At 68.0% G+C, this 24,771-nt stretch carries 22 protein-coding genes and 1 tRNA gene; 9 read left to right on the forward strand and 14 right to left on the reverse strand.

Annotated features, from left to right (window positions below; translation table 11 throughout):
* Nucleotides 1-88: 88 nt before the first annotated feature.
* Nucleotides 89-1,786, reverse strand: coding sequence for a hypothetical protein (locus ABZ459_RS04065; RefSeq protein ID WP_357965541.1), 1,698 nt, complete (start codon nucleotides 1,784-1,786; stop codon nucleotides 89-91).
* A gap of 259 nt (nucleotides 1,787-2,045) precedes the next feature.
* Between ABZ459_RS04065 and ABZ459_RS04070 the strand changes: the two genes are divergently transcribed.
* Together ABZ459_RS04070 and ABZ459_RS04075 are read left to right on the forward strand one after the other, a co-directional pair.
* Nucleotides 2,046-2,417, forward strand: a complete 372-nt coding sequence (locus ABZ459_RS04070) for a hypothetical protein (RefSeq protein WP_357965543.1) — start codon at nucleotides 2,046-2,048, stop codon at nucleotides 2,415-2,417.
* Between the two features lie 16 nt (nucleotides 2,418-2,433).
* Nucleotides 2,434-2,811: a hypothetical protein gene (locus ABZ459_RS04075; RefSeq protein ID WP_357965546.1), complete on the forward strand. Its 378-nt coding sequence runs from the start codon at nucleotides 2,434-2,436 to the stop codon at nucleotides 2,809-2,811.
* Nucleotides 2,812-2,882: 71 nt separating this feature from the next.
* On the opposite strand, the gene ABZ459_RS04080 is transcribed toward ABZ459_RS04075, so the two are convergent.
* Nucleotides 2,883-3,341: a GNAT family N-acetyltransferase gene (locus tag ABZ459_RS04080; RefSeq protein WP_357965548.1), complete on the reverse strand. Its 459-nt coding sequence runs from the start codon at nucleotides 3,339-3,341 to the stop codon at nucleotides 2,883-2,885.
* Nucleotides 3,342-4,087: 746 nt separating this feature from the next.
* Nucleotides 4,088-4,426: an NUDIX hydrolase gene (locus ABZ459_RS04085; RefSeq protein ID WP_357965550.1), complete on the reverse strand. Its 339-nt coding sequence runs from the start codon at nucleotides 4,424-4,426 to the stop codon at nucleotides 4,088-4,090.
* 397 nt (nucleotides 4,427-4,823) lie between these two features.
* Between ABZ459_RS04085 and ABZ459_RS04090 the strand changes: the two genes are divergently transcribed.
* Nucleotides 4,824-11,033 carry an RHS repeat-associated core domain-containing protein gene (locus tag ABZ459_RS04090; RefSeq protein ID WP_357965552.1) on the forward strand — a complete coding sequence of 2,070 codons (6,210 nt, stop codon included), beginning with the start codon at nucleotides 4,824-4,826 and terminating at the stop codon, nucleotides 11,031-11,033.
* 39 nt (nucleotides 11,034-11,072) lie between these two features.
* Nucleotides 11,073-11,576 (forward strand): hypothetical protein, encoded by a 504-nt coding sequence (locus tag ABZ459_RS04095; protein WP_357965554.1) that lies wholly within the window; start codon nucleotides 11,073-11,075, stop codon nucleotides 11,574-11,576.
* A 338-nt stretch (nucleotides 11,577-11,914) separates the two neighbouring features.
* Here ABZ459_RS04095 and ABZ459_RS04100 read toward each other — a convergent pair whose 3' ends face one another.
* A complete protein-coding gene (locus tag ABZ459_RS04100; protein ID WP_357965557.1) occupies nucleotides 11,915-12,058 on the reverse strand; it encodes a hypothetical protein in 144 nt (47 codons plus the stop codon).
* Nucleotides 12,059-12,116: 58 nt separating this feature from the next.
* Here ABZ459_RS04100 and ABZ459_RS04105 point away from each other — a divergent pair, with 58 nt between their 5' ends.
* Nucleotides 12,117-12,242 (forward strand): hypothetical protein, encoded by a 126-nt coding sequence (locus ABZ459_RS04105; protein WP_357965560.1) that lies wholly within the window; start codon nucleotides 12,117-12,119, stop codon nucleotides 12,240-12,242.
* Nucleotides 12,243-12,292: 50 nt separating this feature from the next.
* On the opposite strand, the gene ABZ459_RS04110 is transcribed toward ABZ459_RS04105, so the two are convergent.
* From ABZ459_RS04110 to ABZ459_RS04140, 7 genes are all read right to left on the reverse strand, one after another.
* Nucleotides 12,293-12,364: transfer RNA gene (locus ABZ459_RS04110), tRNA-Val, on the reverse strand.
* Between the two features lie 17 nt (nucleotides 12,365-12,381).
* Nucleotides 12,382-13,323 carry an ROK family protein gene (locus ABZ459_RS04115; protein WP_357965562.1) on the reverse strand — a complete coding sequence of 314 codons (942 nt, stop codon included), beginning with the start codon at nucleotides 13,321-13,323 and terminating at the stop codon, nucleotides 12,382-12,384.
* A 174-nt stretch (nucleotides 13,324-13,497) separates the two neighbouring features.
* On the reverse strand, nucleotides 13,498-13,827 hold the full coding sequence (locus ABZ459_RS04120) for a hypothetical protein (protein ID WP_352321053.1): 330 nt from the start codon (nucleotides 13,825-13,827) through the stop codon (nucleotides 13,498-13,500).
* Between the two features lie 14 nt (nucleotides 13,828-13,841).
* Entirely contained in the window at nucleotides 13,842-14,303 is a 462-nt protein-coding gene (locus tag ABZ459_RS04125) for a peroxiredoxin (protein ID WP_357965566.1), read from the reverse strand.
* Between the two features lie 29 nt (nucleotides 14,304-14,332).
* Nucleotides 14,333-14,761 (reverse strand): DUF3052 domain-containing protein, encoded by a 429-nt coding sequence (locus ABZ459_RS04130; protein ID WP_352321051.1) that lies wholly within the window; start codon nucleotides 14,759-14,761, stop codon nucleotides 14,333-14,335.
* A gap of 118 nt (nucleotides 14,762-14,879) precedes the next feature.
* Nucleotides 14,880-15,287, reverse strand: coding sequence for a secondary thiamine-phosphate synthase enzyme YjbQ (locus ABZ459_RS04135; RefSeq protein ID WP_357965569.1), 408 nt, complete (start codon nucleotides 15,285-15,287; stop codon nucleotides 14,880-14,882).
* 9 nt (nucleotides 15,288-15,296) lie between these two features.
* Complete coding sequence (locus ABZ459_RS04140; protein WP_357965572.1) at nucleotides 15,297-15,593, reverse strand: DUF1918 domain-containing protein; 297 nt, start codon at nucleotides 15,591-15,593, stop codon at nucleotides 15,297-15,299.
* A 959-nt stretch (nucleotides 15,594-16,552) separates the two neighbouring features.
* Between ABZ459_RS04140 and aceE the strand changes: the two genes are divergently transcribed.
* From aceE to ABZ459_RS04155, 3 genes are all read left to right on the forward strand, one after another.
* Nucleotides 16,553-19,351: a pyruvate dehydrogenase (acetyl-transferring), homodimeric type gene (gene aceE, locus ABZ459_RS04145; protein WP_357965575.1), complete on the forward strand. Its 2,799-nt coding sequence runs from the start codon at nucleotides 16,553-16,555 to the stop codon at nucleotides 19,349-19,351.
* 201 nt (nucleotides 19,352-19,552) lie between these two features.
* Nucleotides 19,553-21,052, forward strand: a complete 1,500-nt coding sequence (locus tag ABZ459_RS04150) for an alpha/beta fold hydrolase (RefSeq protein WP_357965577.1) — start codon at nucleotides 19,553-19,555, stop codon at nucleotides 21,050-21,052.
* Between the two features lie 10 nt (nucleotides 21,053-21,062).
* Entirely contained in the window at nucleotides 21,063-21,809 is a 747-nt protein-coding gene (locus ABZ459_RS04155; protein WP_357965580.1) for a maleylpyruvate isomerase family mycothiol-dependent enzyme, read from the forward strand.
* A 195-nt stretch (nucleotides 21,810-22,004) separates the two neighbouring features.
* Here the strand turns inward: ABZ459_RS04155 and ABZ459_RS04160 are convergent, their stop codons facing one another.
* The 3 genes from ABZ459_RS04160 to ABZ459_RS04170 all read right to left on the reverse strand — a co-directional run bounded on the left by ABZ459_RS04160 (nucleotide 22,005) and on the right by ABZ459_RS04170 (nucleotide 24,278).
* Nucleotides 22,005-22,367, reverse strand: a complete 363-nt coding sequence (locus ABZ459_RS04160) for a VOC family protein (protein WP_357965583.1) — start codon at nucleotides 22,365-22,367, stop codon at nucleotides 22,005-22,007.
* Between the two features lie 73 nt (nucleotides 22,368-22,440).
* Entirely contained in the window at nucleotides 22,441-23,169 is a 729-nt protein-coding gene (locus ABZ459_RS04165; protein ID WP_352357678.1) for a YafY family protein, read from the reverse strand.
* An 86-nt stretch (nucleotides 23,170-23,255) separates the two neighbouring features.
* Nucleotides 23,256-24,278 carry a PHP domain-containing protein gene (locus ABZ459_RS04170; RefSeq protein WP_357965587.1) on the reverse strand — a complete coding sequence of 341 codons (1,023 nt, stop codon included), beginning with the start codon at nucleotides 24,276-24,278 and terminating at the stop codon, nucleotides 23,256-23,258.
* A 90-nt stretch (nucleotides 24,279-24,368) separates the two neighbouring features.
* Here ABZ459_RS04170 and ABZ459_RS04175 point away from each other — a divergent pair, with 90 nt between their 5' ends.
* Nucleotides 24,369-24,770 carry a hypothetical protein gene (locus ABZ459_RS04175; protein ID WP_357965590.1) on the forward strand — a complete coding sequence of 134 codons (402 nt, stop codon included), beginning with the start codon at nucleotides 24,369-24,371 and terminating at the stop codon, nucleotides 24,768-24,770.
* Nucleotide 24,771 lies beyond the last annotated feature (1 nt).

Below are 24,771 nucleotides of genomic sequence, written 5' to 3' on the forward strand. Positions count from 1 at the left end.
GGTCCTGGGGTCCTACGGTCCTACGGCCGGCGAGGCCGGCGCCGGTGGCCGGAAGCGCTGATAAGCCCCCGGCGCGCCCGGCCTCCGATCAGGACTTCAGCTTCAGCCGCTTCCTCGACGCGCCCGGGAACACGACGACCAGGTGCTGCTCCCCCGCCTCGCCGACCCGCACGTGGACACGGAGCCGGTAGCGGCCCTTCCCGGCGATCGCCAGGTTCGGCATCGGCGCACCCGCGCCCACGTCGCCGCCGTCGGCCATCTCGGGCACCGCGAGCCGGCCGCCGCGGCTGACGATCGGCACCTCGTGGACCTGGTCCCAACCGGCCGTCCGCGGTGGCGGCGCGGTGCGGAAGGCCTTCACCGTGAGGCACAGATCGACGACGTCCTCGACGTGCCCGATGAGCGCCGTGCCGCGGGCCACCCCGATGAGGGCGCCGTCTTCGTAGGACCGGGCCGTCGCCAGCTCCGCCTCCTCCATGGCCGCCTCGCCCTCGCCGTCCTGGACCAGGTATCCGGGATCGCCGTCGACGAACAGGAAATACTTGGCCGTGGCCTGGACGACACCCTTCGTCCGGGGCCACGGGTCCCGGCACTTCGCGTTCTCCCCGGCGATGTAGGCCGCGCTCGCCGCCTCCGTCTCCGCCGTCGACCGCAACAGGTCGGGACGGGTGGCGCCGATGATCTCCGGACAGACGTAGACGAGCTCCTCGGGGTCCACCCGCCAGGCGGCCCGGCCGCTGCCGGCCCGCGCGAGGATCGTCTCCTGCTCGCCGGTGTCCTTCGCACGGCACAGCGCCCGTCCGTACGCGAGGACCGCCTGGTCCGACGTGGTGTCCGGGAACATGGGCGGTCCTGCGCCGTCTCCGCTGCGCGCCCGGCACAGGAACACGGCGTCGCGTTCCGCGGGTTTCACGTCGCCGAAACTGGGCCGGTCGTAGCAGTCCGCCGACCCGGCGGTGTAGGTCAGGCGCGCGTTCTGCTCCGGGTTGATCAGTACGACGAGCGACAGCACGGCCACGGCCGCCACCGCGACGCGGAACCCGCGCCGCCGGACGGCCGGGAGATCCGCCGGACGGCCCTCGGCGGGCAGTTCACGAGCGGTCGCGGCGATCCACACGGTGCTGACGAGCCCCACCGCGTCCATCACGACCAGCGTCGCCAGACCGCCGCCGTAGTCCCCCCCGATGAGGAGGTTGAACGGGATCGCCAGCGCGTAACCGCCCACCGACAACAGCCCGGCGATCTGCGTGCCCCGGCTCCAGCGGCCGTCACGCCACTGCCCGAGGACGGTGACGAGCGTCGCCAGGACTCCGCCGCCGGTCAGGCCCAGGTCGAGGACGCCGCTCGGTCCGAGCTCCGGAAGGTCGAGTTCGTCGAGCAGTCCGTTGGCCACCCCGACCAGCTCGACCGCGAACAGCACTCCGGCCGCCCCGCGCAACAGGCGGGACCGCCACCGGATGACGAGCAGGTAGAGGACGTCGATCGCGGCCCACAGAACGAGCGTGAATGCCGCATCGACCGCGTCCGGGAGCAGCGCGATCGGGTACCACAGCACGAGCCCGTAGGCCACCGCCAGATACAGCAGCCGGCGCAGCGCCTTCTCCCTGCGGTCCAGCGGCCCCGGTACGGGGGCACGCAGGATCAGCCACAGGAGCGCGGCCTTCACCAGGGCGGCCCCGAACAGCGCCAGAGAGGCTGAGCTGTCGGACCCGTCGCCCGGGTAGAGATCGCCGAAAGTCGGCGGCGACCACTCGGCGGCCACCCAGAGCCAGGTGTCGCCGAGCACCAGTCCCGTGGCCGCCGCCAGAAGAATCAGACTTACTAATCCGATCCTGATAAACCGCCATAAATGTTCCGAAGACACGGGACGCGATCTTAGTGCGGCAATGCCACTCAGGCAGACACAGCGGATCAAACGATGCCGTACCGGTGGTGATCTGGTTTGATCATCACTGTTCGACCGGCATCAGCGCGCACGGGAGACCGCCTTGACCGCAGACAGCCGCACTTGGAATTCCCGCAGAACCGGGTACGTCATCGTCGTCATGCTCGTTCTGCTCGCCTGTCCGGCCGAAGGCGTGCACCTGTTCGGCGGGCGCACGGAACGCATGCGCGAGGTCTATGGCGGCGCCTTTCAGGTGGCGCATCCGGAGCACCACGTCGCCGTGGGCCAGGACGTGAGCGTGGGCCCTCTGTCGATGAGCATGGCGGCCGGCGGTTTGCAGTTGGGTTCGGGGCAGCTCAGCCGTCCGGCGTACGGACAGATGGTGACCGACGTGCTGGGCCGGACCTCCGCTCCCCCGCTTCCGGAGACGACGATGACCCCGTTGTTGCGCTCGTTCCACGGCGGCGAAGAGGCGGACGAGCCGGCCAGATCTCAGGCACCGCCAGGCGATAGCAGCCCTGGACGAAAATGAATTCTTCACCGCCGTCGTGGAACTGGCCGCCCCCATGACCGAGAACGAAGTGACCACCACCCTGGGCGTGCGAGGACTCCGATCGGACGCCGTATTTCTGTTCCTCTCCGGATCGCGCGGGGCCGCCGGCAAACCTGTCTACTGGCGGTCGTGCGCGGTCTACGGCACCGAATGCGAGAACACCTCGCCGATCGAGCTGTACAGACGCTGGGCGGCCAAGTTGCAGTGGACCGACGCACTGAGCCTCAAGTCTTTCGGGCTCGATCTCTTTCGTTTACGTCAGGCGGCACACGAGGGCAAGATCTATGGACTCGTCACCTCCGGATACTCGAAACCGGCGCTCGCCGAGCTGATCGCGAAGCCTGGAGTACGCACGATCAAGATCGTCACATGATCGCCCATAGCGGGATGACCACCGCTTGAGTCGAATCGCCGACGGTCATTGCACGATCGTTCACCCCTGCCTCAGAACGACAGCTTGAACCCGTCGTGGCTGCGTACGAAGCCGAGCGAGCCGTAGAAACGATGGGCCTCGGTGCGGCGCTTGTTGCTGGTGAGCTGGACCAGGGTGCAGCCGCGGGCGCGTGCCCGCTCGATCGCCCAGGTGAGCAGTTCGCGCCCGAGCCCTTCCCCACGTCGATCGGCACGCACCCGAACCGCCTCGATCAGCGCCCGCTCCTGCCCGTGCCGTCCCAGGCCAGGGATGTACGTCAACTGGAGGCAGCCGACGACCGTACCGTCTCCCTCGTCCAGAACGATCATCTCGTTGCGCTCGTCGGTGTCGACGTCCTGGAAGGCCCGCTCGTACGCCTCGTCGACCTCAACGGTCCGCGGATCGACCACGGTGTCCTCATCAGCCAGAAGCGCGATGACCGCGGGCAGATCCGGGCGCGTCGCAGTACGAATTCTCACGCCCCAGAGCATGCCAGGCACCTGAGCACAGTCGAGCGGCAGTCCCTCGGGAGAGCTCCCGCCCCGGCTGATGACACGTTGACGCCACTCTATCCGCGTGAAACGGATATGCGTCGCCGTGAGAGGAAGGCAGCGAACAACGTGGCCCCACCTGCGGCGATCAGTACGGTAGCGGGGATCTTGACGAGGTTCCGCAGGTCTGTGCAGTTGTCCAAATGGTGCAGCCTGTCGGCCAAGGCGGAGGACGGATCGAGCTGCGTCCAGGTGACTCCGACAAATGCCGAGCCGCAAGATGCACCGCCTGACGTAACGGACATCAGGCCGCTGAGAATGCCCGAGCCGATCAACAGGAAGGCGACGAACGCCATCGCTCTGGGAGACATGCCAGTCCTCACGTGGATCCAACCGCAGTGGATCATTTCATGGCGAGGCTTGAGTCGGGAAGACGTCTGCCCAGCCAGGGGGACAACAAGCGTCATCATCGGTGAAGCCCGGAAGCCTCACGTTCGGGACATTCGAATATGCTAATTGACGGCAATCTCGGCCCATGCGCAATTGACATCGGAGATGTGCAGAAAGCTGCCGAGCAGGCATACCCCGATCGTCTCGCCACCTGTCACGAGATCCACATTCACGTATCCCTCGATACAAGCTTTGGCGACGCCGCAGAGCGGGCCACCAAGAATCGCTCGGGGAAATCATCTGCCAGTGCCTCGGTCGGCATCGGTGGTCGATGTCCAAGGCACTCATGCTGCGGTCTACGGCGGCATCAAGGTTGCCGAGCCGCCGAGGTCTGTCGGGGCCGGCGGCGAGCCGGAAGAACGTCGTGCGCCGTGGCTGGCCGCGATCTTCACGAGGCCTGCGGTCCACCGCAATGGCCCGACGATGGCGACTTCGGCCAGACCGGCCTCCTCTGCGACTTCCCGCCGGACAACCTGTTCCGGGCTTTCATCCGGCAGGACCCTCCCGCCGGAACCTGGTTGCCGACTTCGGGCGCGTCGACATGATCGAAGACAAAGGGCTTCGCGGGGGCCGGTAACGGAGGACGTAGGCGGCGACGCGGAGCCTTTGGACCAGACATCCCTCCAGCACCCCAAGCGCCGATCTCGGAGGGCGTTCGCCAGAGCCGAGGACTTGACACCCCGGACACATGGCCCAGCGGGTCAATCCCTCCGTTGCCTACTTGTGCGTGCTGCCGGGAAGGGCCGCGCGAACAGGGTGTGATCGAAATCACACTCTCCAAGACGATGGGGAAGCGGTTGCCATGACAGGGCGGTTGACCATCGAACATGATCGCTGTTGATGACTGGCCGTGACTGTTCGCATCGGGAAGGCAACCTTCTCGGCATTGACCGATCTTTGATCGTCGCTCACTGTTCCCATTGATCGTCCTTATGTCTGCTTTAGGTCATTGAAGGCCTCCTCGCCCGAGGTCTGCGTCAGCGTGCCTAGAAGGGGAGCGGTATGCGGGTTCGGCGTATGCGGATGTGGTGGGTGACCCTCGCGGCAGTCTTAGTGGCATCGCTCCTGGTGTCCGGGCTGGGCGTCCCCGAACCACTGATGACACCGGCGGCCGCCGCCGGACCGGATCCGGAACAGCCGGTCGACGGGCAGCCACCTCCGCACAAGAAGGCCGTCAAGGGCGCAGAGGAGACGTCCCCGAAGGTGACCACCGTCAAGCCGGTCTGGCCCAAGCAGGGCAGCGCCGTGGTGGACATGCCCACGGAGGGCAAGGTGGTTGACGCCGGGTCCCTGCCGGTGCGGGTCGGTTCGGTCAAGGGCGGTTCGCCCAGCAAGGTCAAGGTGGAGACGCTGGCTCCGGACGCGGTGCGCGCGCTGGGCGGCGTCGGCCTGGCCGCACAGCTCGTGCGGGCCGATGACGCCGGTACGGCGGGCGCGGTGCGGGTGGAGTTTTCCTACGCCGCCTTCCGGGACGCCTACGGCGGCAACTGGGCCGGCCGCCTGCAACTGTTACGCCTTCCCGCCTGTGCCATGCAAAGCCCGCGCCCGCGCGAGTGCGTCGTACGCCCGGCCGTGGTGAAGGCCACCAACGACATAAAGGCCGGAACACTGACGGCCGATGTAGAGGCGTCGCCCGCCAACGCGACACAGCCTCAGCCGAAGCCGCTCACGCGTGGCAAGGACGCCAAGGTCAACGCGCTCCAGGCGGCGGACGCCGCTCAGGCGGCACAATTGGCCGCGGGATCGGTATATCTCCTGGCGGGCGGTTTGACCGGCTCGGATGGGAACTGGGGCGCTACCGATCTGAAGCCGTCGGGGACCTGGCAGGCCGGCGACTCCGGCGGCGGGTTCAACTACGAACTGCCGCTGCCCAAGGTGCCGGTGACGGCCGGGGACGGGCCGGATCTGGCGCTCTCCTACGATGCCTCCTCCGTGGACGGGCAGGGCGACTGGACCAACAACCAGTCCACCGCCGTGGGCGTGGGCTGGGAACTGAACGCGGGCTTCATCGAGCGACGCTACCGCCGCTGCTACGCCGACAACTACTACGACCCGTACACCGCCGAACTGATCTGGACCGCGGAGGAGAAGGGCATCGGCGGGGGCGCGCTCTGCTGGGAGTCGCCCGATTCCACCGATCCCGCAGGATCAGAGCTGGTGTTGAACGTGAGCGGCAGGTCGGCTCAGATCGTCAAGGACGCCACCTCGGGAACGTGGAAGACGGTCCCGGACTTCGGCTGGCGGATCGAGCAGGTCGCCGGTGGGGCGGACGGTCAGCCGTACTGGAAGGTCAGCAACCAGCAGGGGGAGGTGTGGCGGTTCGGCTTCACCAAGGACGCGCAGTGGCAGGTGCCCTACATCGGCAACGACTCTGGGGAGCCCTGTTACACCAAGTATCAGAACAACGACATCCCGCCGACATGTACCGGGGTGTGGCGGTGGAATCTCGATCAGCAGGTCGACCGTAACGAGAATGTCGTCGACTACGGCTACTCTTCCGAGACCAACTACTTCTGCCTGCCCTCGTGCGCGCACGAGCTGTACAAGGTGCTTCCGTACAACAGCGGCGGCTTGCTCCACCAGGTCGCGTGGGGGCACAACAGCCAGGTCAGCGGCAGCGTGCCGACAGCGCGCACCACGTTCAACACGGTGGACCGGGACGTCGCCGACTGGCCCACGGACTTTCGCTGCACCCAGGCCCAAGGATGCGCGAACGACAAGATCGCGTTCTACGGCACCAAGAAGCTGACCTCGGTCCTGGCCGAGTCGCTCAACCCCTCCACCAATGGTTGGGACCAGGTCGAACGGGTGGATCTGAAGCAGTCCTGGATCTACCAGCGCACCGATTTCGGCCCGCCGCGCGATCCCGCCTTGTGGCTGGACACGGTGCGGAAGACGGGGCTGGCCGGATCGCCGGTCACGTTGCCGCCGCAAGATTTCGACGCGGTGATGCTGGCCGGGGCGATGGATTACACCAACAACTCCGACTGGCCCGACCAGCTGTCGTGGCGGATGGTGCCGCGCATATCCTCCGTCGCCAACGGAATGGGGGGCCGCGTCGAGATCGCCTACGCTCAGAACGATCCATGCGGCGGCGGCAAGGGGCGGGACGGTTCCAACTACTTCGCCGACAAGACCGGCGACTGCTTCGACAAGGACAAGGGCAGTGACCCCGAAGCCGGCTACGAATCTTGGACCCGCTACTACAAGCAACTGACGACCAAGGTCGTCGAGCGGGACATGGTGGCCGGTTCACCTGACATGGTGCACGCCTACGAATACCTCGGCGCTCCCCTGTGGCTCACTCCGCCCCAGATCGTCGAGCCCGGCAAGGCGCCCGAGAAATCCGACTGGCGTGGGTACGGTGCGGTCCGCACGGTTGAGGGATCCGGTAGCGACGCATCGGCCTACACCGTGCGCACGACTACGTTCTTCCGCGGCGGCGGGGGGCAGATCACCGACTTCGACGGCAACACTGTCACCGACGCGGCACTGCTACAGGGAAATGTGCTGCAGGAGCAGGCGTGGAAGATGACCGCGCTCTCCCCACGCGCATACACGGAGATGTCGTCGACGCGATACGAGTACACCGTCCGAACCTCCGGCAACGGACCTGGCACCAACGATCCCGCCTTCGTCCTGAAGACTCGGGAGCGTTCGCGCGAAGCGGTCACCGGCGGAGCATGGCGGTACACCGACACCAGGACCGCCTACAACTCCGACGGTCTCCCCATCAAAATCAACGATTACGGCCAGGACGGCGTCAGCACCGATAACAGCTGCGTCTCTACCACCTATGCCCGCAATACCGATGCCGGCCAGTACCTGGTCGCCTTCCCTTCGGTGGTGGAGAAGCACACCGGCGACGACTGCACCGCCGGTGCCCTCATCGGCAAGACGGTCACCCTGTACGACCAGGGGTCAGATCCGGCCACCAACAAACCCAGCGACGGCAACACCACGGAGAACCGGTCCTACACGGACGCCTCCACCTTCTCCCCGACGAAGGCGTCCTTCGACGGGTACGGCAGGCCGTTGACCACCACCGACCCGCTCGGCAAGACCACCAGGACGACGTACACTCCGGCGATCGGCTGGCCCAAGGACGGGATCATCACGACCAACCCGCTCGGCCAGGTGGTCACCGCCAAGCGGTCTCACCTGAACGGCGCCGTCGTCTCGTCCACGGACGCCAACGGGAAGGTCACCGAGTCGGACTACGACTCGCTGGGTCGCACCACCGCGCTGTGGCGGCCGGGACAACCACGCAGCGGTGGCACTCCCAGCGCGACCGTCACGTACGACATCCCTTGGGATGGCAATCTCGGCCAACCCACTGCGGCGGTCAAGACGACCACGAAGCGCTTGCTGACCGGGACCGGATCCTCCGCAGTGTGGACCAGCACCGTCAACTACGAGGACGGGCTCGGTCGCAATCGTGAGGTGCAGACCGCCTCCCCCTCTGGTGGCCGGATCGTCGCCGTTACCGCCTATGACGCCCGTGGCCTGGAACTCGCGGCTTCCGGGCCGGTCTACAACAGCGCTGTGCCGGGCAGCAGCCTGCTCAATCCGGCGTTGACCGACCTGCCGCAGTGGATCAAGACGCTGTACGACGATCAGAAGCGTCCGATGGCGGCCATCTCCTACCACCTGGGCACAGAGCTGCGCCGGACCACCACGGCCTATCCAGGCATGGACAGGACTGAGGTCACCCCGCCGACGGGAGGGAAGACCGCCACTGTCACCGACGCCTTCGATCGCAAGGTCAAGGTCGAGGAGTGGACGGGTGCCGGCAGTCACAACGACTCAAGCTACGGCTACGACCTCAACGGCAACATGACCTCGATGACGGACGCCAACGGCAACGTCCGCGCCAACACCTATGACTGGCTCGGCCACCCCGCCACCGCCTCCGATCCCGATGCCGGCAAGTCCAGTTACGGCTACGACGCGGCAGGGCGGCTGGCCTGGAGCATCGACGGCAAGGGGCAGAAGGTCTCGCACAGCTACGACGACCTCGGGAGGCCCACGTTCCTGTGGTCCGGTGACGCCGACACCGGCGTCAAACTCGCCGAGTGGACCTACGATGCCGTCGCCAAGGGGCAACTCTCCGCCTCGACCCGCTTCGTCGACGGGCAGCCCTACACCGACACCATCACCGGCTATGACGGGGACTACCGCGCCACCGCCAGAAAGGTCACCATTCCCGCCGGTGAGGGGAGCCTGGCCGGAGAGTACGCCCTCACCTCAACCTACGACGCGGCTGGAAACCTGCGCGAGCAGACTCTACCGGCCGCCGGCGGCCTGCCCGCCGAGAAGATCACCCACAGCTTCACCGGGCTAGGCCTCGTCAAGGGCTTGACCTCGGATCTGGGCGGTGGTTTCACCTACCTCAAGGACACCGCTTTCACGGCTACGGGCCAGCTCGCGACGCGTCTCCTGGGCGCCGCCGGACAGATCAAGCGCAGCCTGGAGCGTGACCCGACCACCGAATGGCTGGCACGAGTCACCACCCAGACCAAAGCCGACACCGCCAGCCCGCAAACCGTTCAGGACGACCGCTACGGCTACGACACTGCAGGGCAGGTCGCCCGAATCCTGGACGCCACTTCCGCCATCCCCGGCAGCAGCGACGGCCAGTCGGAATGCTTCACCTACGACGCTCTGCGCCATCTGAAGACGGCCTACACCACCACGGCCGGCTCCTGCGCCGGGCAGGGAGACGGCCAAGGCGCCGACCCATACCAGCAGGCCTACGGCCATGACAAGGTCGGCAACCTCACCAGCCTGACCCACAACGCCACGACCGCCACCTACTCCTATCCCGGGGCCGGTGCCGGTGCTGTCCGTCCGAACGCCGTCACCGCGATCAGCCGCCCCGATGGCACCGACAGCTACTCCTACGACGGCAACGGCCAGCTCACCTCCCGCACCGTCGCGGGCAAGCAGTCCACCTTCGACTGGAACGAACTCGGCCAGCTCGCCTCGGCCACGGTCGACGGCAAGAAGACCTCGATGATCTACGGCGCCGACGGCAACCGTCTCATCAGGCGTGATCCCGACGGCAGCAGCACCCTCTACCTGGGCAGCACCGAACTCAAGCTCTCCGCCGGACAGATCACCGCAAAGCGGTACTACACCAGCGCGGATGGTGCGCAGATCGCCCTTCGCGAGGCGAGTGGCGTGACCTGGCTGCTGTCCGGCTCGCAGAACAGCGCCCAACTCGCGATCAACGACAGCAGCGGCGCTGCGGCCCGCCAGCGCTACCTGCCGTATGGCCAGCGCCGCGGCGGCGACCAGTTGCCCTTCACCGACCGCGGATACCTCGGCAAGGTCGAAGATGGCTCCACCGGCCTGGACTACCTTGGCGCTCGCTACTACGACCCAGCCATCGCCAGATTTGTCTCCACCGACCCCGAGCTCGACCCGCGAGCACCTGAATGGGCCAATCCGTACTCTTACGCGGGAAACAACCCCATCGGAATGTCAGACCCGAGCGGTCTGCGAACCAACCCCTGTGGCGAGACACTGGCCACGCCGTGCGACGACAAACCCGCGGGATACGAGTACTCCAACGAACTCCTCCTCAAGCTGGACCCGGTTCGGAAAGAAAGCCCAGTTGAGTACTTCTCGGTACATCCGCACTGGTCGCCGACAGACTACGGACGCCCGTACGGCGTCGGCAAGCCGAAGGCGCGGGACTGGTGGGTCAAGCAGCAGCTGAAGGCGCTCGCCGTCGGCGCGGTCTTCAAGGAGTGGCCCATCGCGGCCTACCTGCTCAGCCACTGGTTGGACAACACGGGCCAGGCCGTACGGGTCAGCGTGGAGGCGTTGATCAAACTCAGCGCCACACTCGCGAAGAACATCGAGAAATTCCTACAGAAACATGAAGGGGATATCGTCTTCGATTCCGGCTGGCGTAGCACGCGATTCAACGAGAAAGAGAACCTGGATCTGTACTATGCCTTCAACGGGTATCAGTACCGGATCCACGGATACTCGTTCACGAAGAACGGGAAAACTTACCAGTCGTACACCGTGGAGTTCTACAAGCGATACAACTTCGGAAACAGCCGTGAGAATCGCGGCCCAGGCCCCGTGTTCAAGACCCCCCAGCCTGCGATCTCGAATCTGCACACAGTCGGGCTGGCCCGGGACTTCGATGTCTACGGGTCGATGCGGTCGACCCGGGCCACCCCGAACGTAAAGCCGAAGGATATCGACTGGCCCGGACCAGGATAGTGTCATGGTATGGTGAGGCCCCTGCGTAAGGAGCGGCGCGTGGATATGGTCGTGAATAGATTCGGAGTGCTTTTCTTGCTCACGGTTCTCGTCGGCGCTCTGGGCGCATGCTCGTCGGGCCCTCCGCTGACCGACCGCAATCCGGATCCACGCGCACTCCCCGGCACAGCGCCCACTCTCAAATTCGACAACGTACTGGGCGACCATCAGATATCGCTCCCGCAGACCGCTGCCGGCATAAAGTTCAAATCCCGGATGGACAACGATCCTTACTGGCTGGAGCTGGCCTTCTCGGTGGACTGCGCTCAGGGACCCGCCTTCTTCAAGAAGGAGGGGCTCGAACGGCAGGACGACGACGGGGACCTCTATGACGAGACCAGGGTCGAGGAGGCGGCACGTTCCTTCGGGATAGAGCCGAGCCAATATTCGGTCCGCGGAACGTACGCCAAGGCCCCCGACGAATTCCGCAACAGCAAAATGGGAGTGCTGCTGGCCGGCGCGGGCAAATGCCAAGTGATCATCCTGTCCGATCGCTACAACTAGCGGACGGCCCCGGGAAAGGAGCTTCTCCTTTCCCGGGGCCGTCCGAACGCTTGGCTCGCCGAAGTTTTTCCGCCCCAGCTTCGCGAAGCTGGGGCACTGAACCTTTCCAACTTGGGTGGCCTGTGCGACGCCGTGATTCTGAAAGACGGCGATGCCTTGCAGAGATGGCCAGCCTCACCGGGGCTGGAGCGTAGCTTGCGAAGGATCTTCCAGCTCTTCAGGGTGCGCACCGCACCTGTGGCTCCCTGATACACCTTGTCGGCCAATGGACCGGATTTGGACCCGCGCGGCACTTGGTTGTGGCCGACGAGGAGTCGCCTGTGAACATCTCGACGAGTTCACGGATGCGGAAACAGCGCGCTGATCTTCACCGGAGCACGCGGCGGCATCCTCCGGCGCGGCAACTTCCGCCGCGCGGCCAAGTGGAACGCCAACACCAGGAAGATCGGCTTCCCGGCCTGCAGTTCCATGATCTCCGGCACACCGGAAACACGATCGCCGCCGGGCTCTGGCTCGAGCCTCAAAGATCTCATGCAGCGCGTGGGACACGACATCGTCCGAACCGCGCTGATCTACCAGCACAGCGCGGCGGAGACAGACTGCAACATCGCCGACGCCATGAACACCAAGATCGAGGGGAGCCCCGCACCGGCTGATGGCACGTGAATGGCATGCAGCCCCGTTTCCGCGATGGGAAACGGGGCTGTTCTACGAGGTGGGCGGTACTGGGTTCGAACCAGTGACCCCTCGCTTGTAAGGCGAGTGCTCTACCGCTGAGCTAACCGCCCCCTGATCGGCACTAACCTTACGACACCAGAGGGGCCGATCGCACATTCACCGTCCAGCCGGGGCCCAGTTCGGGGCGGCCGGCGGCGCGCCAGCCCAGCAGGGCGGCGCCCAGCATGCCGGCGTCGACGCCCAGCGCGGCCGGGACGAGCGGAGGCGCGTCCCGGAAGGCCAGGCGCTTGACCAGGCGGGTACGCACGGGGTCGAAGAGCGCGGGACCGGCCTCGGCCAGGCCGCCGCCGAGGACGATCACCGAGGGGTCCAGCAGCAGCGTGTACGTCGCCAGAGCGAGCGACAGAGCCTCCACGGCCTCGTCCCACACCTCGATGGCGATGGGGTCGTCCGAGGCGACCACCTGTTCGGCGCGTACGTCCTCCACGCCCGCGCGCTGACTGTAGCGGCGGCCGACCGAGGCCGCCGAGGCGTACGTCTCCAGGCAGCCGAACTGGCCGCACGCGCACTGTTCGCCGTCGGGGAAGACGGGGGTGTGGCCGATCTCGCCGGCCCAGCCGGAGGAGCCGCCGTACGGGTCGCCGTTGATGATCGAGGCTCCGGCGATACCGGTGCCGATGGGGAGGAAGAGGAAGTCGGAGACGCCCCTTCCGGCGCCCAGGATGCTCTCGGCCAGCCCGCCCGTGCGGACGTCGTGGCCCAGCATGACGGGGATGTCCAGGGTGGTGAAGTTCGAGGCGGGGACGTCACGCCAGCCCAGGTTCGCCGCATAGAGAGCCGCGTTCGCGGACACCAGCCCGGGGACGGCCAGACCGACGCCTGCGGGTTCGCCGTCGCCGGAGGAGGCCAGGTGGCCGATGAAGTCTGAAATGGCGGACACGACCGCCTCAGGGCCCTCCGCGCGAGGAGTGTGGCGCCGCTCGCTCAGCAACACCTCACCGGACTCGCTGACCAGGCCGCCCTTCATGGACGTGCCACCGACGTCGAGCGCGACGACGAACGAACTCATAGCGGACACGAAAGGAGACGATAGCGCAGGTCAGCAAATGTCTGAAAAGGCGCTTGAGAATCTCTCAGCTGGAAGGGTGGCACGGCGCCACGGTCCAGGACGGCCACACCAGGGCCCTGAACTGGCGATCAACCACCCGACGCCAGAGCCTTGGGCTCAAGATCACCCGGGCGGTCAGGCCCTGCCCAGCACTCGGTTCAGCGCCGCCTCGACCTCCGCCGACAACCCCGGCGGAGCACCCGACCCCACGTACGCCCCCTGTTCCTCGAACCCCTTCGGCGCCCGGGCCTGCCGGACGGCGCCGCAGCCGCGGCACTCGATCTCCCCCAGCCGGCAGATGAGCGCGGTAGACCCGCAGGTGGCGCAGGAGTCGAGGTCGAGGTCGTGCAGCCGTTGACAGTCCGGGCAGATCAGCACCTGGGACTCGTTGCGCACCCCGCGCTGCCACGGGCTGGCGCCACGGACCGGGTCGGTCTGCCGGGCCCCGCATCGGTAGCAGGGCATCGTTCCCTCCGAGGTCAAGAAATGTCGGCGAGTGCCTTGACGTAGTCGGCGACGTCACGTGCCGAGGAGATCGGACTGATCACCGACCACCGGATCACGCCCTCGCCGTCGATGACGAAGGTCCCCCGACGTGCGAGCCCCTTCGCCTCATCGAACACACCGTACGCCTGGGCGACCTGTCCATGTGGCCAGAAATCGGAGAGTAGGGCGAATCCGTAACCTTCCCGATCGGACCAGGCACGCAAGGCGAACACGGAGTCGACCGACACGGCGAGCACCCGCGCGTCGAGAGGCTGGTCACGCAGCGCGGTGAGCTCGCCCTCGCAGATCCCGCTGAAGGCAAGCGGATAGAAGACCAGCACGACCTTCTCGCCCCGGAACATGGACAGTCTCACCGGGGCGCCGTGCTGATCCTGCAGCTCGAAATCCGGAGCCAGTGCGCCGACCTCGGCAGGATGTGCGTTCACAGCCACCATCCTGCCGTATCGGCCGGCCTCGGAGTTTCCTAACGTCGGCCCTTCGGGGCGACGAGCCTGGTCCCGGACCAGTCCGGTGCGGCTGAGATGCTGCTGGTCTGCGAGAGACCCGCGGTAGCGGCATCCTCCCCGATGTCGCTCGGCTCCACGTGGCCATCGCGCCCGGCCTTGGGAGTCAGCAGCCAGATCTGGCCGGCTTCGGCGAGTGCTCGCATGGCGTCGCTGAGGGCGTCGAAGAGGTCCCCGTCGCCGTCGCGCCACCACAGCAGCACCACGTCGACAACGTCGTCACTCTCCTCGTCCAGCAGCTCGTTGCCGGTCAGGTCCTCGATGGAGTCGCGAAGCTCGTCGTCGACGTCCTCGTCCCAACCGATCTCCTGCACCACCTGACCCGGCTTGAGGCCGAGTCGTTCGGCCAGGCCGCGCTCGCCCTGCGCCTGACCCGCGGTCGCGCTCACGTTTATCCCTCCTGCTTGAGTGGCCCCGCTCTATGCGGTTTATCGCTTCGGCACAGTCCACACGCTGTGACCCTCAGTCGTCAACGGTCGCCACGGGTACGGCCGTAGTCGGCCAGAATCAATCTGACAAAAACGACAGGCGAACCTGGCGTTGCGTGTTGTCGACATTGAGGTCGACCAGCGCGACGGACTGCCATGTGCCCAACGCCATTCTCCCGCCCAGCACGGGGATCGTGGCGTACGGCGGGATCAACGCGGGCATGACGTGTGACCTGCCGTGACCGCGCGAACCGTGGGCATGACGCCAGCGGTCGTCGGCCGGGAGCAGGTCTCGCAGCGCGGCGAGCAGGTCGTCGTCGCTGCCGGAGCCGAGCTCCAGCAGCGCCACGCCCGCGGTCGCGTGCGGCACGAAAACGTGCAACAGGCCGTCATTTCCCTGCGCGCGCACGAATTCAGCGCATTCAGCGGTGATGTCGTGCACGGTCTCACGTGAACCCGTGGCCACGGAGATGATTTCTGATCTCACAGGGAAATCCTACTGAGGCACAACGACCGCATCAGGGCCGGGAAAGACCAGCCCGGTGTGGCCGTCGTCGAACCGCACCATGTACGGAGGCCCGCCATCCGTGCCGTGGACCTCGGTGATGACGCCGCTCCGATCCCCTTCGCCGACGGTGTTGCCGTGCATCAGGAGGCGGTCTCCTGCCGTCGCATTCATACCTTCCACATTGGTACGACGGATGGCCCAGGAAAAGAGCGGATCCCAAGGATGGCGTTTTTTTGCCCGGTATTCATGGGGGCCGAAAATGATGACCGAAACGTTACGCGGCACGGGCGCGGCGTTTCGGCCGTCACGGCCGGACCGTGGTCGTCGGATCACCTGACCATCAGGGCGTTGTCGCTGGTCAGAGCCTGGACGGCGGGGTCGCGTCCGGCTCTGTCGCCTGATGGTTCCGATATGGCCTCATTTCGGCAGCGGCCCGGCCGAGAGCCGTATGTGCGGGCCGGAACGAGATCGCATCCGGCATGGCCAGATGGGCCGCGAGCAGAGACAGCGGCTGGATGCGCGGTGGAGGGCCGACTCGACAAGAGACACAAGGAGAGCAGACGCCCAGGAGCCGGACATAGCTTCCTGTGGGCAGGAAGCCGCCCGGCTCCGCGACGGGCCCCACGGCTCCCTGCGCTCCCCGGGGGGCCACCGTGCGGACACTTCGGGCGGCGGGCGCGGGTGTGCGACCCGTCTGAGGGGCGGCCCGTCTCGGGTGCGGCCGGTCTCAGGCAGCCGGTCTCAGGCAGCCCGTCTCAGGGGCGGCCCGTATCGGATGCGCCCTGTCGCAGGCGTACAGCTCCAGGAGAACTCGGAGGGCTTCCCCCGAGCCCTCCCCTGGAACCGGCCGCATTCCGTGAAGGCCCGTGCGGCGGTTCCGGAGCGCGTACAGAAGCAAGGAGAAGAGGTGTGCGTGTGCCGCCCTCCCGGCGGACGCCGCCCCGCCGGGCTCCACCGGAAAGTGGGTGGCTAGACTCGCGCGGCGCGGCGCGGCCGCCCCCGCCGGGTGAGGACCGCCCCGTTCGGGGGAGGGGTGAGGGCGGAGGCCGACCCACCGGGCCAGCCCCCTAGGATTGGGGGGAAATTTCGTCCGTTTTCTAGTCTTGTTAAATTGCTCCACCGATGTAACCTTTGGTGGCGATTCGTCCTACCATCGGTGGTCTAGGCCACCAACATGGCCCTGCCAGCAGGGACGCTCTGGTTACCCGTCAGTAGAGATGCGTTTTCTACGACTAGCGACCAGGATGGAAAGCGACCCAGACCAGACTTCAGTCATTCTCGGAAGGCGAGACCCAGTGGCTTCCGGACGCCAGCGATTCTCGATCATCAGCGACGGCCTACCCAGCCAGCTGCCTGATGTCGACCCCAGTGAGACCAACGAGTGGCTCGAGTCTCTCGACAATGTCGTCAAGACCGAAGGCCGCACCAGAGCCCGCTACCTCATGCTCCGCATGCTGGAACGGGCCCGCGAGCACCAGGTCGGCGTGCCGGGCCTGCGCAGCACCGACTACATCAACACGATCCCGCCGGAGCGCGAGCCCTGGTTCCCGGGCGACGAGCACGTCGAGCGGCGCATCCGCGCCTACATCCGGTGGAACGCCGCGGTCATGGTGTCGCGGGCCAACGCCCGTACGAACGTGGGCGGTCACATCGCCACCTACGCCTCGGCGGCCTCGCTCTACGAGGTGGGCTTCAACCACTTCTTCCGCGGCAAGGACCACGGCGAGTCGGGCGACCAGGTGTTCTTCCAGGGCCACGCCGCGCCGGGCATCTACGCCCGCGCCTTCCTGGAGGGCCGCCTCAACGAGGCCCAGCTCGACGCGTTCCGGCAGGAGCTGTCGCACGGCTTCCACGGCCTGCCCTCCTACCCGCACCCGCGGCTCATGCCCGACTTCTGGGAGTTCCCGACGGTCTCCATGGGCCTCGGCCCGATCGGCGCGATCTACCAGGCGCGGTTCAACCGCTACCTGCTCAACCGCCAGCTCAAGGACACCTCGCGCAGCCACGTGTGGGCCTTCCTCGGCGACGGCGAGATGGACGAGCCCGAGTCGCTCGGCGCGATCGGCCTGGCCGCCCGCGAGGAGCTGGACAACCTCACGTTCGTCATCAACTGCAACCTGCAGCGGCTCGACGGCCCGGTACGCGGCAACGGCAAGATCATCCAGGAGCTGGAGTCGTACTTCCGCGGCGCCGGCTGGAACGTGATCAAGGTCGTGTGGGGCCGCGACTGGGACCCGCTGCTCGCGGCCGACGTCGACGGCGTGCTGGTCAACCAGATGAACACCACGCCCGACGGCCAGTTCCAGACCTACTCGGTCGAGACCGGCGGCTACATCCGCGACCACTTCTTCGGCGGCGACCCGCGCCTGCGCAAGATGGCCGAGCACCTGTCCGACGACGACATCCGCAAGCTGTCGCGCGGCGGCCACGACTACCGCAAGGTCTACGCGGCCTTCAAGGCGGCCCGTGAGCACGTCGGCCAGCCGACGGTGATCCTCGCCCAGACCATCAAGGGCTGGACGCTGGGCAAGGACTTCGAGGCGCGCAACGCCACCCACCAGATGAAGAAGCTCACCAAGGCCGAGCTGAAGGAGTTCCGCGACCGGCTCTACCTGCCGATCCCGGACTCGGCCCTGGAGGGCGAGCTGCCCCCGTACTTCCACCCGGGCGAGAACGACCCCGAGATCCAGTACATGAAGGAGCGCCGCGCGGCGCTCGGCGGTGTGCTGCCCAAGCGGGTCATGCGCGCCAAGCCGGTCAAGCTGCCCGGCGACGACGTCTACAGCCAGTTCCGCAAGGGCTCGGGCAAGCAGCAGGTCGCCACCACCATGGCGTTCGTGCGCCTGCTGAAGGACCTCATGCGCGACAAGGAGATCGGCCACCGGTTCGTGCCGATCATCCCCGACGAGGCCCGCACGTTCGGTCTCGACGCCATGTTCCCGACGGCCAAGATCTACTCGCCCCACGGGCAGACGTACGAGGCGGTCGACAGGGAGCTGCTGCTGTCGTACAAGGAGGCCGTGCAGGGGCAGATCCTGCACGAGGGCATCAGCGAGTCGGGCTCGATGGCCTCGACCATCGCGGCCGGCACCTCCTACGCCACGCACGGCGAGCACATGATCCCGGTCTACATCTTCTACTCGATGTTCGGGTGGCAGCGCACCGGCGACCAGATGTGGCAGATGGGCGACCAGATGGGCCGCGGCTTCCTGCTCGGCGCCACCGCCGGCCGCACCACGCTCAACGGCGAGGGCCTGCAGCACGAAGACGGCCACACGCCGCTCATCGCCTCGACGAACCCGGCCGCGGTCTCCTACGACCCGTCCTGGGCCTTCGAGGTCGCCCACATCGTCAAGGACGGCCTGCGCCGCATGTACGGCGAGCAGCCCGAAGACGTCTTCTACTACCTGACCGTCTACAACGAGCCCTACCTGCAGCCCGCGCAGCCGGCCAACCTCGACGTCGAGGGCCTGCTCAAGGGCCTGTACAAGTTCGCCGAGGGTCCGCAGACGCAGGGCCCGAAGGCCAACATCCTGTCCTCCGGCGTGGCGGGTCCGTGGGCCATGGAAGCCCAGCGCCTGCTGGCCGAGGAGTGGGGCGTGTCCGCCGACGTGTGGTCGGCGACGTCGTGGTCCGAGCTGCGGCGCGACGCGCTGGCGTGCGAGGAGCACAACCTGCTCAACCCCGACGCCGAGCAGCGCGTCCCGTACGTGACGCAGGCGCTCTCGCAGGCCAGCGGCCCGTTCGTGGGCGTCAGCGACTACATGAAGGCGGTCCAGGACCAGATCGCGCAGTGGGTGCCGGGTGACTGGTCCTCGCTGGGCACCGACGGGTTCGGCCTGTCCGACACCCGCTCGGCGCTGCGTCGCCACTTCCACGTGGACGCCGCCTCGATCACGCTGGCCGTGCTCACCCGGCTGGTCAAGCGGGGCGAGCTCGACGGCGAGGTGCTGCGCGAGGCCATCGCCCGCTACCACCTGAAGAACGGCGTCACCGAAGCCGGCGGCGCGGAGAGCAACGACACCCAGTCGATGGGCGTCTGAGTCATCCGGAAGGGGCGCTCCCGCGAACTGTTTCTCGCGGGAGCGCCGTCATGTCCGGGGCCTCCGCTCCGTTCGACGGATGAGGCGGCACGTCCAGGAGGGGTACGTGCCGCCTCACCCAGGGCCGCCTCACCCAGGTTCGACGCGAGGTCCCGTATCGTGGGCACTACTTCCCCCGAAGACACGAAGGGGAATGTACGTATGCGACGCGTCCTAGCCGCCGCCCTGCTCGTGACGGCCGCGGGCTGCGCGAGTGCACCCGCGGAGCCCGCCACCGACGGGCCCGCCGCCGACACCGACCAGATCGCGTGGGGGCCGTGCACCGACATCAAGCGCCCGGACGGCGAGCCACCGGCCCAGCAGGACGCCTCGGTGCGCTGCGGGAAGCTGGCGGTGCCCCTCGACTACTCCCGGCCCGACGGCGACAAGCTGGAGCTGGCGCTCATCAAGCTGGCGGCCACCGATCCGAAGAAGCGGCTCGGCTCGATGGTGTTCAACTTCGGCGGGCCCGGCGCCTCCGGCGTGGACACCCTCGACCAGGCCGCCAAGGCGCTCACCTCGCTGCGCGCCCACTACGACCTGGTCAGCTTCGACCCGCGCGGCGTCGAGCGCAGCGCGGGCGTACGCTGCGGCGACAGCGCGCAGATGGACCGGTTCGTCTCCCTGGACACGCTGCCCACCAACGCGCAGACCCACCAGGAGAGCCTGGACGCCAACAAGGAGTTCGCCCAGCTCTGCCAGCAGCACTCCGGCAAGGTCCTCCCCTACGTCGGCACCGTGAACGCCGCCCGTGACATGGACCGCATCCGCGCCGCCGTCGGCGACCCCAAGCTCAACTACGTCGGCATGTCGTACGGCACCCAGCTCGGCGCCGTCTACGCCACCCAGTTCCCGAAGAACGTGGGCCGCATGCTGCTCGACGCGCCGCTCGACCCGACGGTCACCTTCGAGCAGCGCACGCTGACCCAGACCCGCGGCTTCCAGCAGGCGTACGAGAGCTTCCTGCGCAGCTGTGTCAAGGGCGGCTGCGAGGTCGGCAAGGACGTGACCACCGCGAACGCCAACGTCGAGAACCTGATGAACCGGCTCACCACCAAGCCGCTGCAGGTGGACGGCCGGAAGCTGACCCAGGGCCTGGCCTCCACCGGCGTGGCCGCCGCCCTGTACTCCGAGCTGACCTGGCCGTTCCTGGAGAAGGCGCTCGGCGAGGCGCTGAAGGGCCACGGCGAGGCGCTGATGTACCTGGCCGACTCCTACACCGGACGCTCGGAGGACGGCACCTACTCCACGCAGATGACCAGCTTCCCGGCCATCACCTGCGTGGACACCGCCGAGCGGCCCAGCGAGGCCGAGCTGCGGCGCACCGAGGCGGCGGCGCTGCGGATCTCGCCGCTGTTCGGCAGCGAGGGCTCGGGCGGGTTGTGCCGGGTGTGGCCGGCCAAGGGCAGCAACCAGGCGCGGCACGTCAACGCCACCGGGTCGGCGCCGATCCTGGTCGTGGGCGGCAAGGGCGACCCCGCCACGCCGTACCAGTGGGCGCCGCGGCTGACGGCCCAGCTCAGGACCGCGCGGCTGGTGACGTACGAGGGCGAGGGGCACGGGGCGTACCTGTCGGGCAGCAAGTGCGTGCAGGGGCTGGTGGACGCGTACCTGGTGGAGGGCAAGCTGCCCGCCAAGGGCGCGACCTGCCCGGCGGCCTAGTGTGTGACGGGTGACCGACAACGACACCTTCGTCGCCCGGATCGAGGGCGAGGCCGCGCGGCTGGCGGCGCTGACGACCGACCTGTCCGTCCCGGTGCCGACGTGCCCGGGATGGACGTTCGGCGACCTCGTCACGCACGTCGGCCGGACCCATCGCTGGGCCACCTACGTGCTGCGCAACCAGGTCCAGGAGCGCGTCTGGTCGCGGCAGGTGCCCAGCGGCCTGGCCGAGGGCGCGAACGGCGACGCCGCCTGGCTCATGGAGGGCGCCGCCGACCTCCTGGACGTGCTGCGCACCACCGACCCGGACCTCGCGGTGTGGACGTGGGGCCCGGACCTGCGGGCCCGATGGTGGGCGCCCAGGATGCTCTTCGAGCTGGTGATCCACCGGGTCGACGCCGAGCTCGCACTCGGCCTCGACCCGGAGATCCCGGCGGCGACCGCCGTGGACGGCATCGAGGAGTTCCTGCACAACCTGCCGTACGCGTCCTGGGTGACCAGGTCGCTGGCCGGGCTCGGCGCGGAAGGGGCCACGATCCACCTCCACGCGAGCGATCTCGACGGCGAGTGGACCATCACGCAGGGCGCCGACGGGGCGGTCAGCTGCCAACGCGGCCACACCAAGGGCGACGTCGCCGTGCGCGGCCCGGCGAGCGAACTGCTCCTGCTGCTCTACGGTCGGCGGCCCCCGCGCTCGCCGGCCGTCTTCGGCGACCACGACCTGCTGACCCGCTGGCTGGCGGCCGCCGCCTTCTGATGCGAACCCCCTGCCGGGGAAGGGGCCCTGGACGCGCCGCCGCTCGGCGATCGGCGGCGTGTCCAGGGCGGGTGAACCGCTCCCAGGCGGGACGGCCCCCGTCGCGCGGCCCCGGTTCGGCGGGGAAGGTGCTTCCCCGGGGGCGCGATCGCGGCAACGTCCCGCGAGCTCCGGCGGCGTCGGCCGCCGGAGGGCTCACCTGCGGTGGAAGACTCCGAACAGGCTCCCCGAGACGTCACGCAGATAGGCGAAGTCGGTGCCGGCGCCGTCGTCGATCACCTTCATCTCGACCTTGCCGCCGAGCGACTCACTCTTGGCGCACGCGGCCTCGACGTCGGCGACCTGCACGTGGAACACCGCGTGGGCGGGGAAGTCGCCCTTGGTGTTGAACAGCCCGCCGCCGGGCCGCTCGCCGCCCGGGTAGCCGATCATGCGGTAGTCGACCGGGCCGTCGTCGTCGCGGCTGAACGACCAGCCGAACAGCTCGCCGTAGAAACGTTCGGCGCCTTCGGGGTCGTCGGTGGCGATCTCGAACCAGGTCACCGTGTTGTCCATCATCGTCTCCTCGTCTTTCGAACAAGACAACGATGTATCGCTATGGCGACAACCCTATGTCGGTGTTTTCGCATGATTAATCGAGCATGGTTCCGCGGACGACCATCTCCGGCACGTCGGGGGCGAACCCTTCGAGCGGCCGCTCCGGGCAGCGCTCGACGGTGACGACGGCCGCGGCGATGCGGTCGAGCCGGAAGACCCGGACGTCCTCCCGCAGCCGGCACCACGCCACGAGGTACCAGAAACCGCCGCGCCCGCCCAGGAACACCCCCGGCTCGACGTCGCGCGAGGTGAGCGCGCCCTTGGCGTCGGCGTAGTCGAGCCTGAGCACGCGCCGCCGCAGCAGCGCCTCCTCGATGGCCCTGGAGATGCCCTCGGCGCCGAGCGGCCGGCTCGGGGAGCCGGGCTCGGGCGGCTCGCTGACGAGCTGCACCCGCCGCGCCAGCTCCCTGGCCAGGTCGCCCTCGGGCCCCGGCATGGCCGAGACCACCTTGCGTAACGCGCTGCGGGCCTGGCGGCCGAACGGCTGGTCGCCGGCCTGGCTGAGCGCCACCGCGATGGCCACCGCCTCGGCCGGGGTGAAGTTGAGCGGAGGCAGCGACATCTTCTTGTCGAGGGCGTAGCCGCCCCTGCGACCGGGCTCGGCGTAGATCGGCACCCCGGACCCCTGCAACGCGGTGATGTCGCGCTCGATGGTGCGCACGCTGACCTCGAACCGCTCGGCGAGCTCGCGGGCGGAGCGGCAGCGTGGCGCGATGGCGCGCAGGTCCTCGACGAGCGCATAGAGCCGGTCGGTACGGTTCACAGCCGGAACGCTACGCGCCGCCACCGACAATCACCGGCCCCGCGCGGCCCCCGCGACAACGACCTGGCTCCGCCGCCACCCAGGGCTCACCCCGCCGTCCACTCCAGCAGCCGGTCCAGGGGCCAGGTGTTGACGATCCGCGCGGCCTCGATCCCGCAGCGGGCCGCCCGCTCGCAGCCGAAGCGCAGCCAGTCGAGCTGCCCGGGCGCGTGCGCGTCGGAGTCGATCGAGAACACGCACCCCGTCTCGTACGCCAGCCGCATGAGCCGCTTGGGCGGGTCGAGCCGGTCGGGCCTGGAGTTGATCTCCACGGCCACCCCGAACCGCCGGCACGCCTCGAAGACCAGCTCGGCGTCGAACTCCGACTCCGGCCTCTTGACCCCGCGCTCGCCGCCCGCCCGCACGACCCGCCCCGTGCAGTGGCCGAGAACGTCGACCAGGGGGTTCGCGACGGCGGTGACCATGCGGCGGGTCATCTCCTCGCGGTCCATACGCAGCTTGGAGTGGACGCTGGCCACCACCACGTCGAGCCGGGCGAGCAGGGCCGGGTCCTGGTCGAGCGAGCCGTCGAGGTGGACGTCGACCTCGATGCCGGTCAGGATCCGGAAGGGCGCCAGCCGTTCGTTGAGCCCGGCCACCACGTCGAGCTGCCGCTCCAGCCGCTCGGCCGACAATCCCTTGGCCACGGTCAGGCGCGGCGAGTGGTCGGTCAGCGCCCAGTACTCGTGCCCGAGCCCTCTGGCGGCCTCGGCCATCTCCTCGATCGGCGAGCCGCCGTCGGACCAGTCGGAGTGGCTGTGCAGGTCGCCCTTCAGCGCCTCGCGCAGGGCCGCGGTCTCGGCGTCGAGCTCGACGCCCTCGGTGGCCCGCAACCTACGCAAATACGTCGGAACCTGACCGTCGAGCGCTTCGTTGATCACGAGGGCGGTGACCTTGCCGATGCCGGGGAGGTCGCCCAGCCCGCCGGCTCCGGCCAGCCGCGCGAGCTCGCCTTCCGGCAGGTCGTCCACGACCGCGGCCGCGCGGCGGAACGCGCGGACCCGATAGGTGGGCTCACCTGCGCGTTCGAGCAGAAAGGCGATCTCGCGCAGGGCCTGGACCGGTTCCATGAGTCATTCATACCCGAGCCGACGACCACCGGCATTGAACGGGGGCGAAGCGCACCGATAGGCTGATTCGCCCAGGAAAGCAGGAGCTAGATGGCACACCCGCCGCGCAAGCCGGCCCCCCCACCCCCGCGCAAATCGTCCAAGGCCGTACCACTGACCATTCTCGGGGTCCTGTCGGTGATGCTGGTGGGCTACTGCGCCGCGACCCAGGACGACGACGACGTCACCGCCGACTGCGTGGTGCAGCTGGAGGACGGCACGTACGAGGTCGTCGACGACGACTACTGCGACGACGACGGCGGCAGCGGCGGCGGGTCCCACTACTACGCCGGTTCGCGCGGCGCCTACATGTGGTACTACGGCGGCCACCGGGTCGGCAACCGCATGCAGGGCGGCACCACGTACCGGCCGTCCGACGTGAACATCTCCAGCCGCAACGGCAAGTCGATCCAGCGCGGCGGCTTCGGCAACAGCTGGGGCGGCGGGAGCTGAC

It is taken from the genome of Nonomuraea sp. NPDC005692, from assembly GCF_040631115.1.
GTDB lineage: Bacteria > Actinomycetota > Actinomycetes > Streptosporangiales > Streptosporangiaceae > Nonomuraea.

Bases quoted from the DNA above. Each gene is read 5' to 3' on its own strand.
- ABZ459_RS04070 (WP_357965543.1), top strand. From the start codon at position 2,046: ATGCTCGTTCTGCTCGCCTGTCCGGCCGAAGGCGTGCACCTGTTCGGC.
- ABZ459_RS04080 (WP_357965548.1), bottom strand. From the start codon at position 3,341: ATGCTCTGGGGCGTGAGAATTCGTACTGCGACGCGCCCGGATCTGCCC.
- ABZ459_RS04115 (WP_357965562.1), bottom strand. From the start codon at position 13,323: ATGAGTTCGTTCGTCGTCGCGCTCGACGTCGGTGGCACGTCCATGAAG.
- ABZ459_RS04120 (WP_352321053.1), bottom strand. From the start codon at position 13,827: ATGCCCTGCTACCGATGCGGGGCCCGGCAGACCGACCCGGTCCGTGGC.
- ABZ459_RS04125 (WP_357965566.1), bottom strand. From the start codon at position 14,303: ATGGTGGCTGTGAACGCACATCCTGCCGAGGTCGGCGCACTGGCTCCG.
- aceE (WP_357965575.1), top strand. From the start codon at position 16,553: ATGGAAAGCGACCCAGACCAGACTTCAGTCATTCTCGGAAGGCGAGAC.
- ABZ459_RS04150 (WP_357965577.1), top strand. From the start codon at position 19,553: ATGCGACGCGTCCTAGCCGCCGCCCTGCTCGTGACGGCCGCGGGCTGC.
- ABZ459_RS04160 (WP_357965583.1), bottom strand. From the start codon at position 22,367: ATGATGGACAACACGGTGACCTGGTTCGAGATCGCCACCGACGACCCC.
- ABZ459_RS04170 (WP_357965587.1), bottom strand. From the start codon at position 24,278: ATGGAACCGGTCCAGGCCCTGCGCGAGATCGCCTTTCTGCTCGAACGC.
- ABZ459_RS04175 (WP_357965590.1), top strand. From the start codon at position 24,369: ATGGCACACCCGCCGCGCAAGCCGGCCCCCCCACCCCCGCGCAAATCG.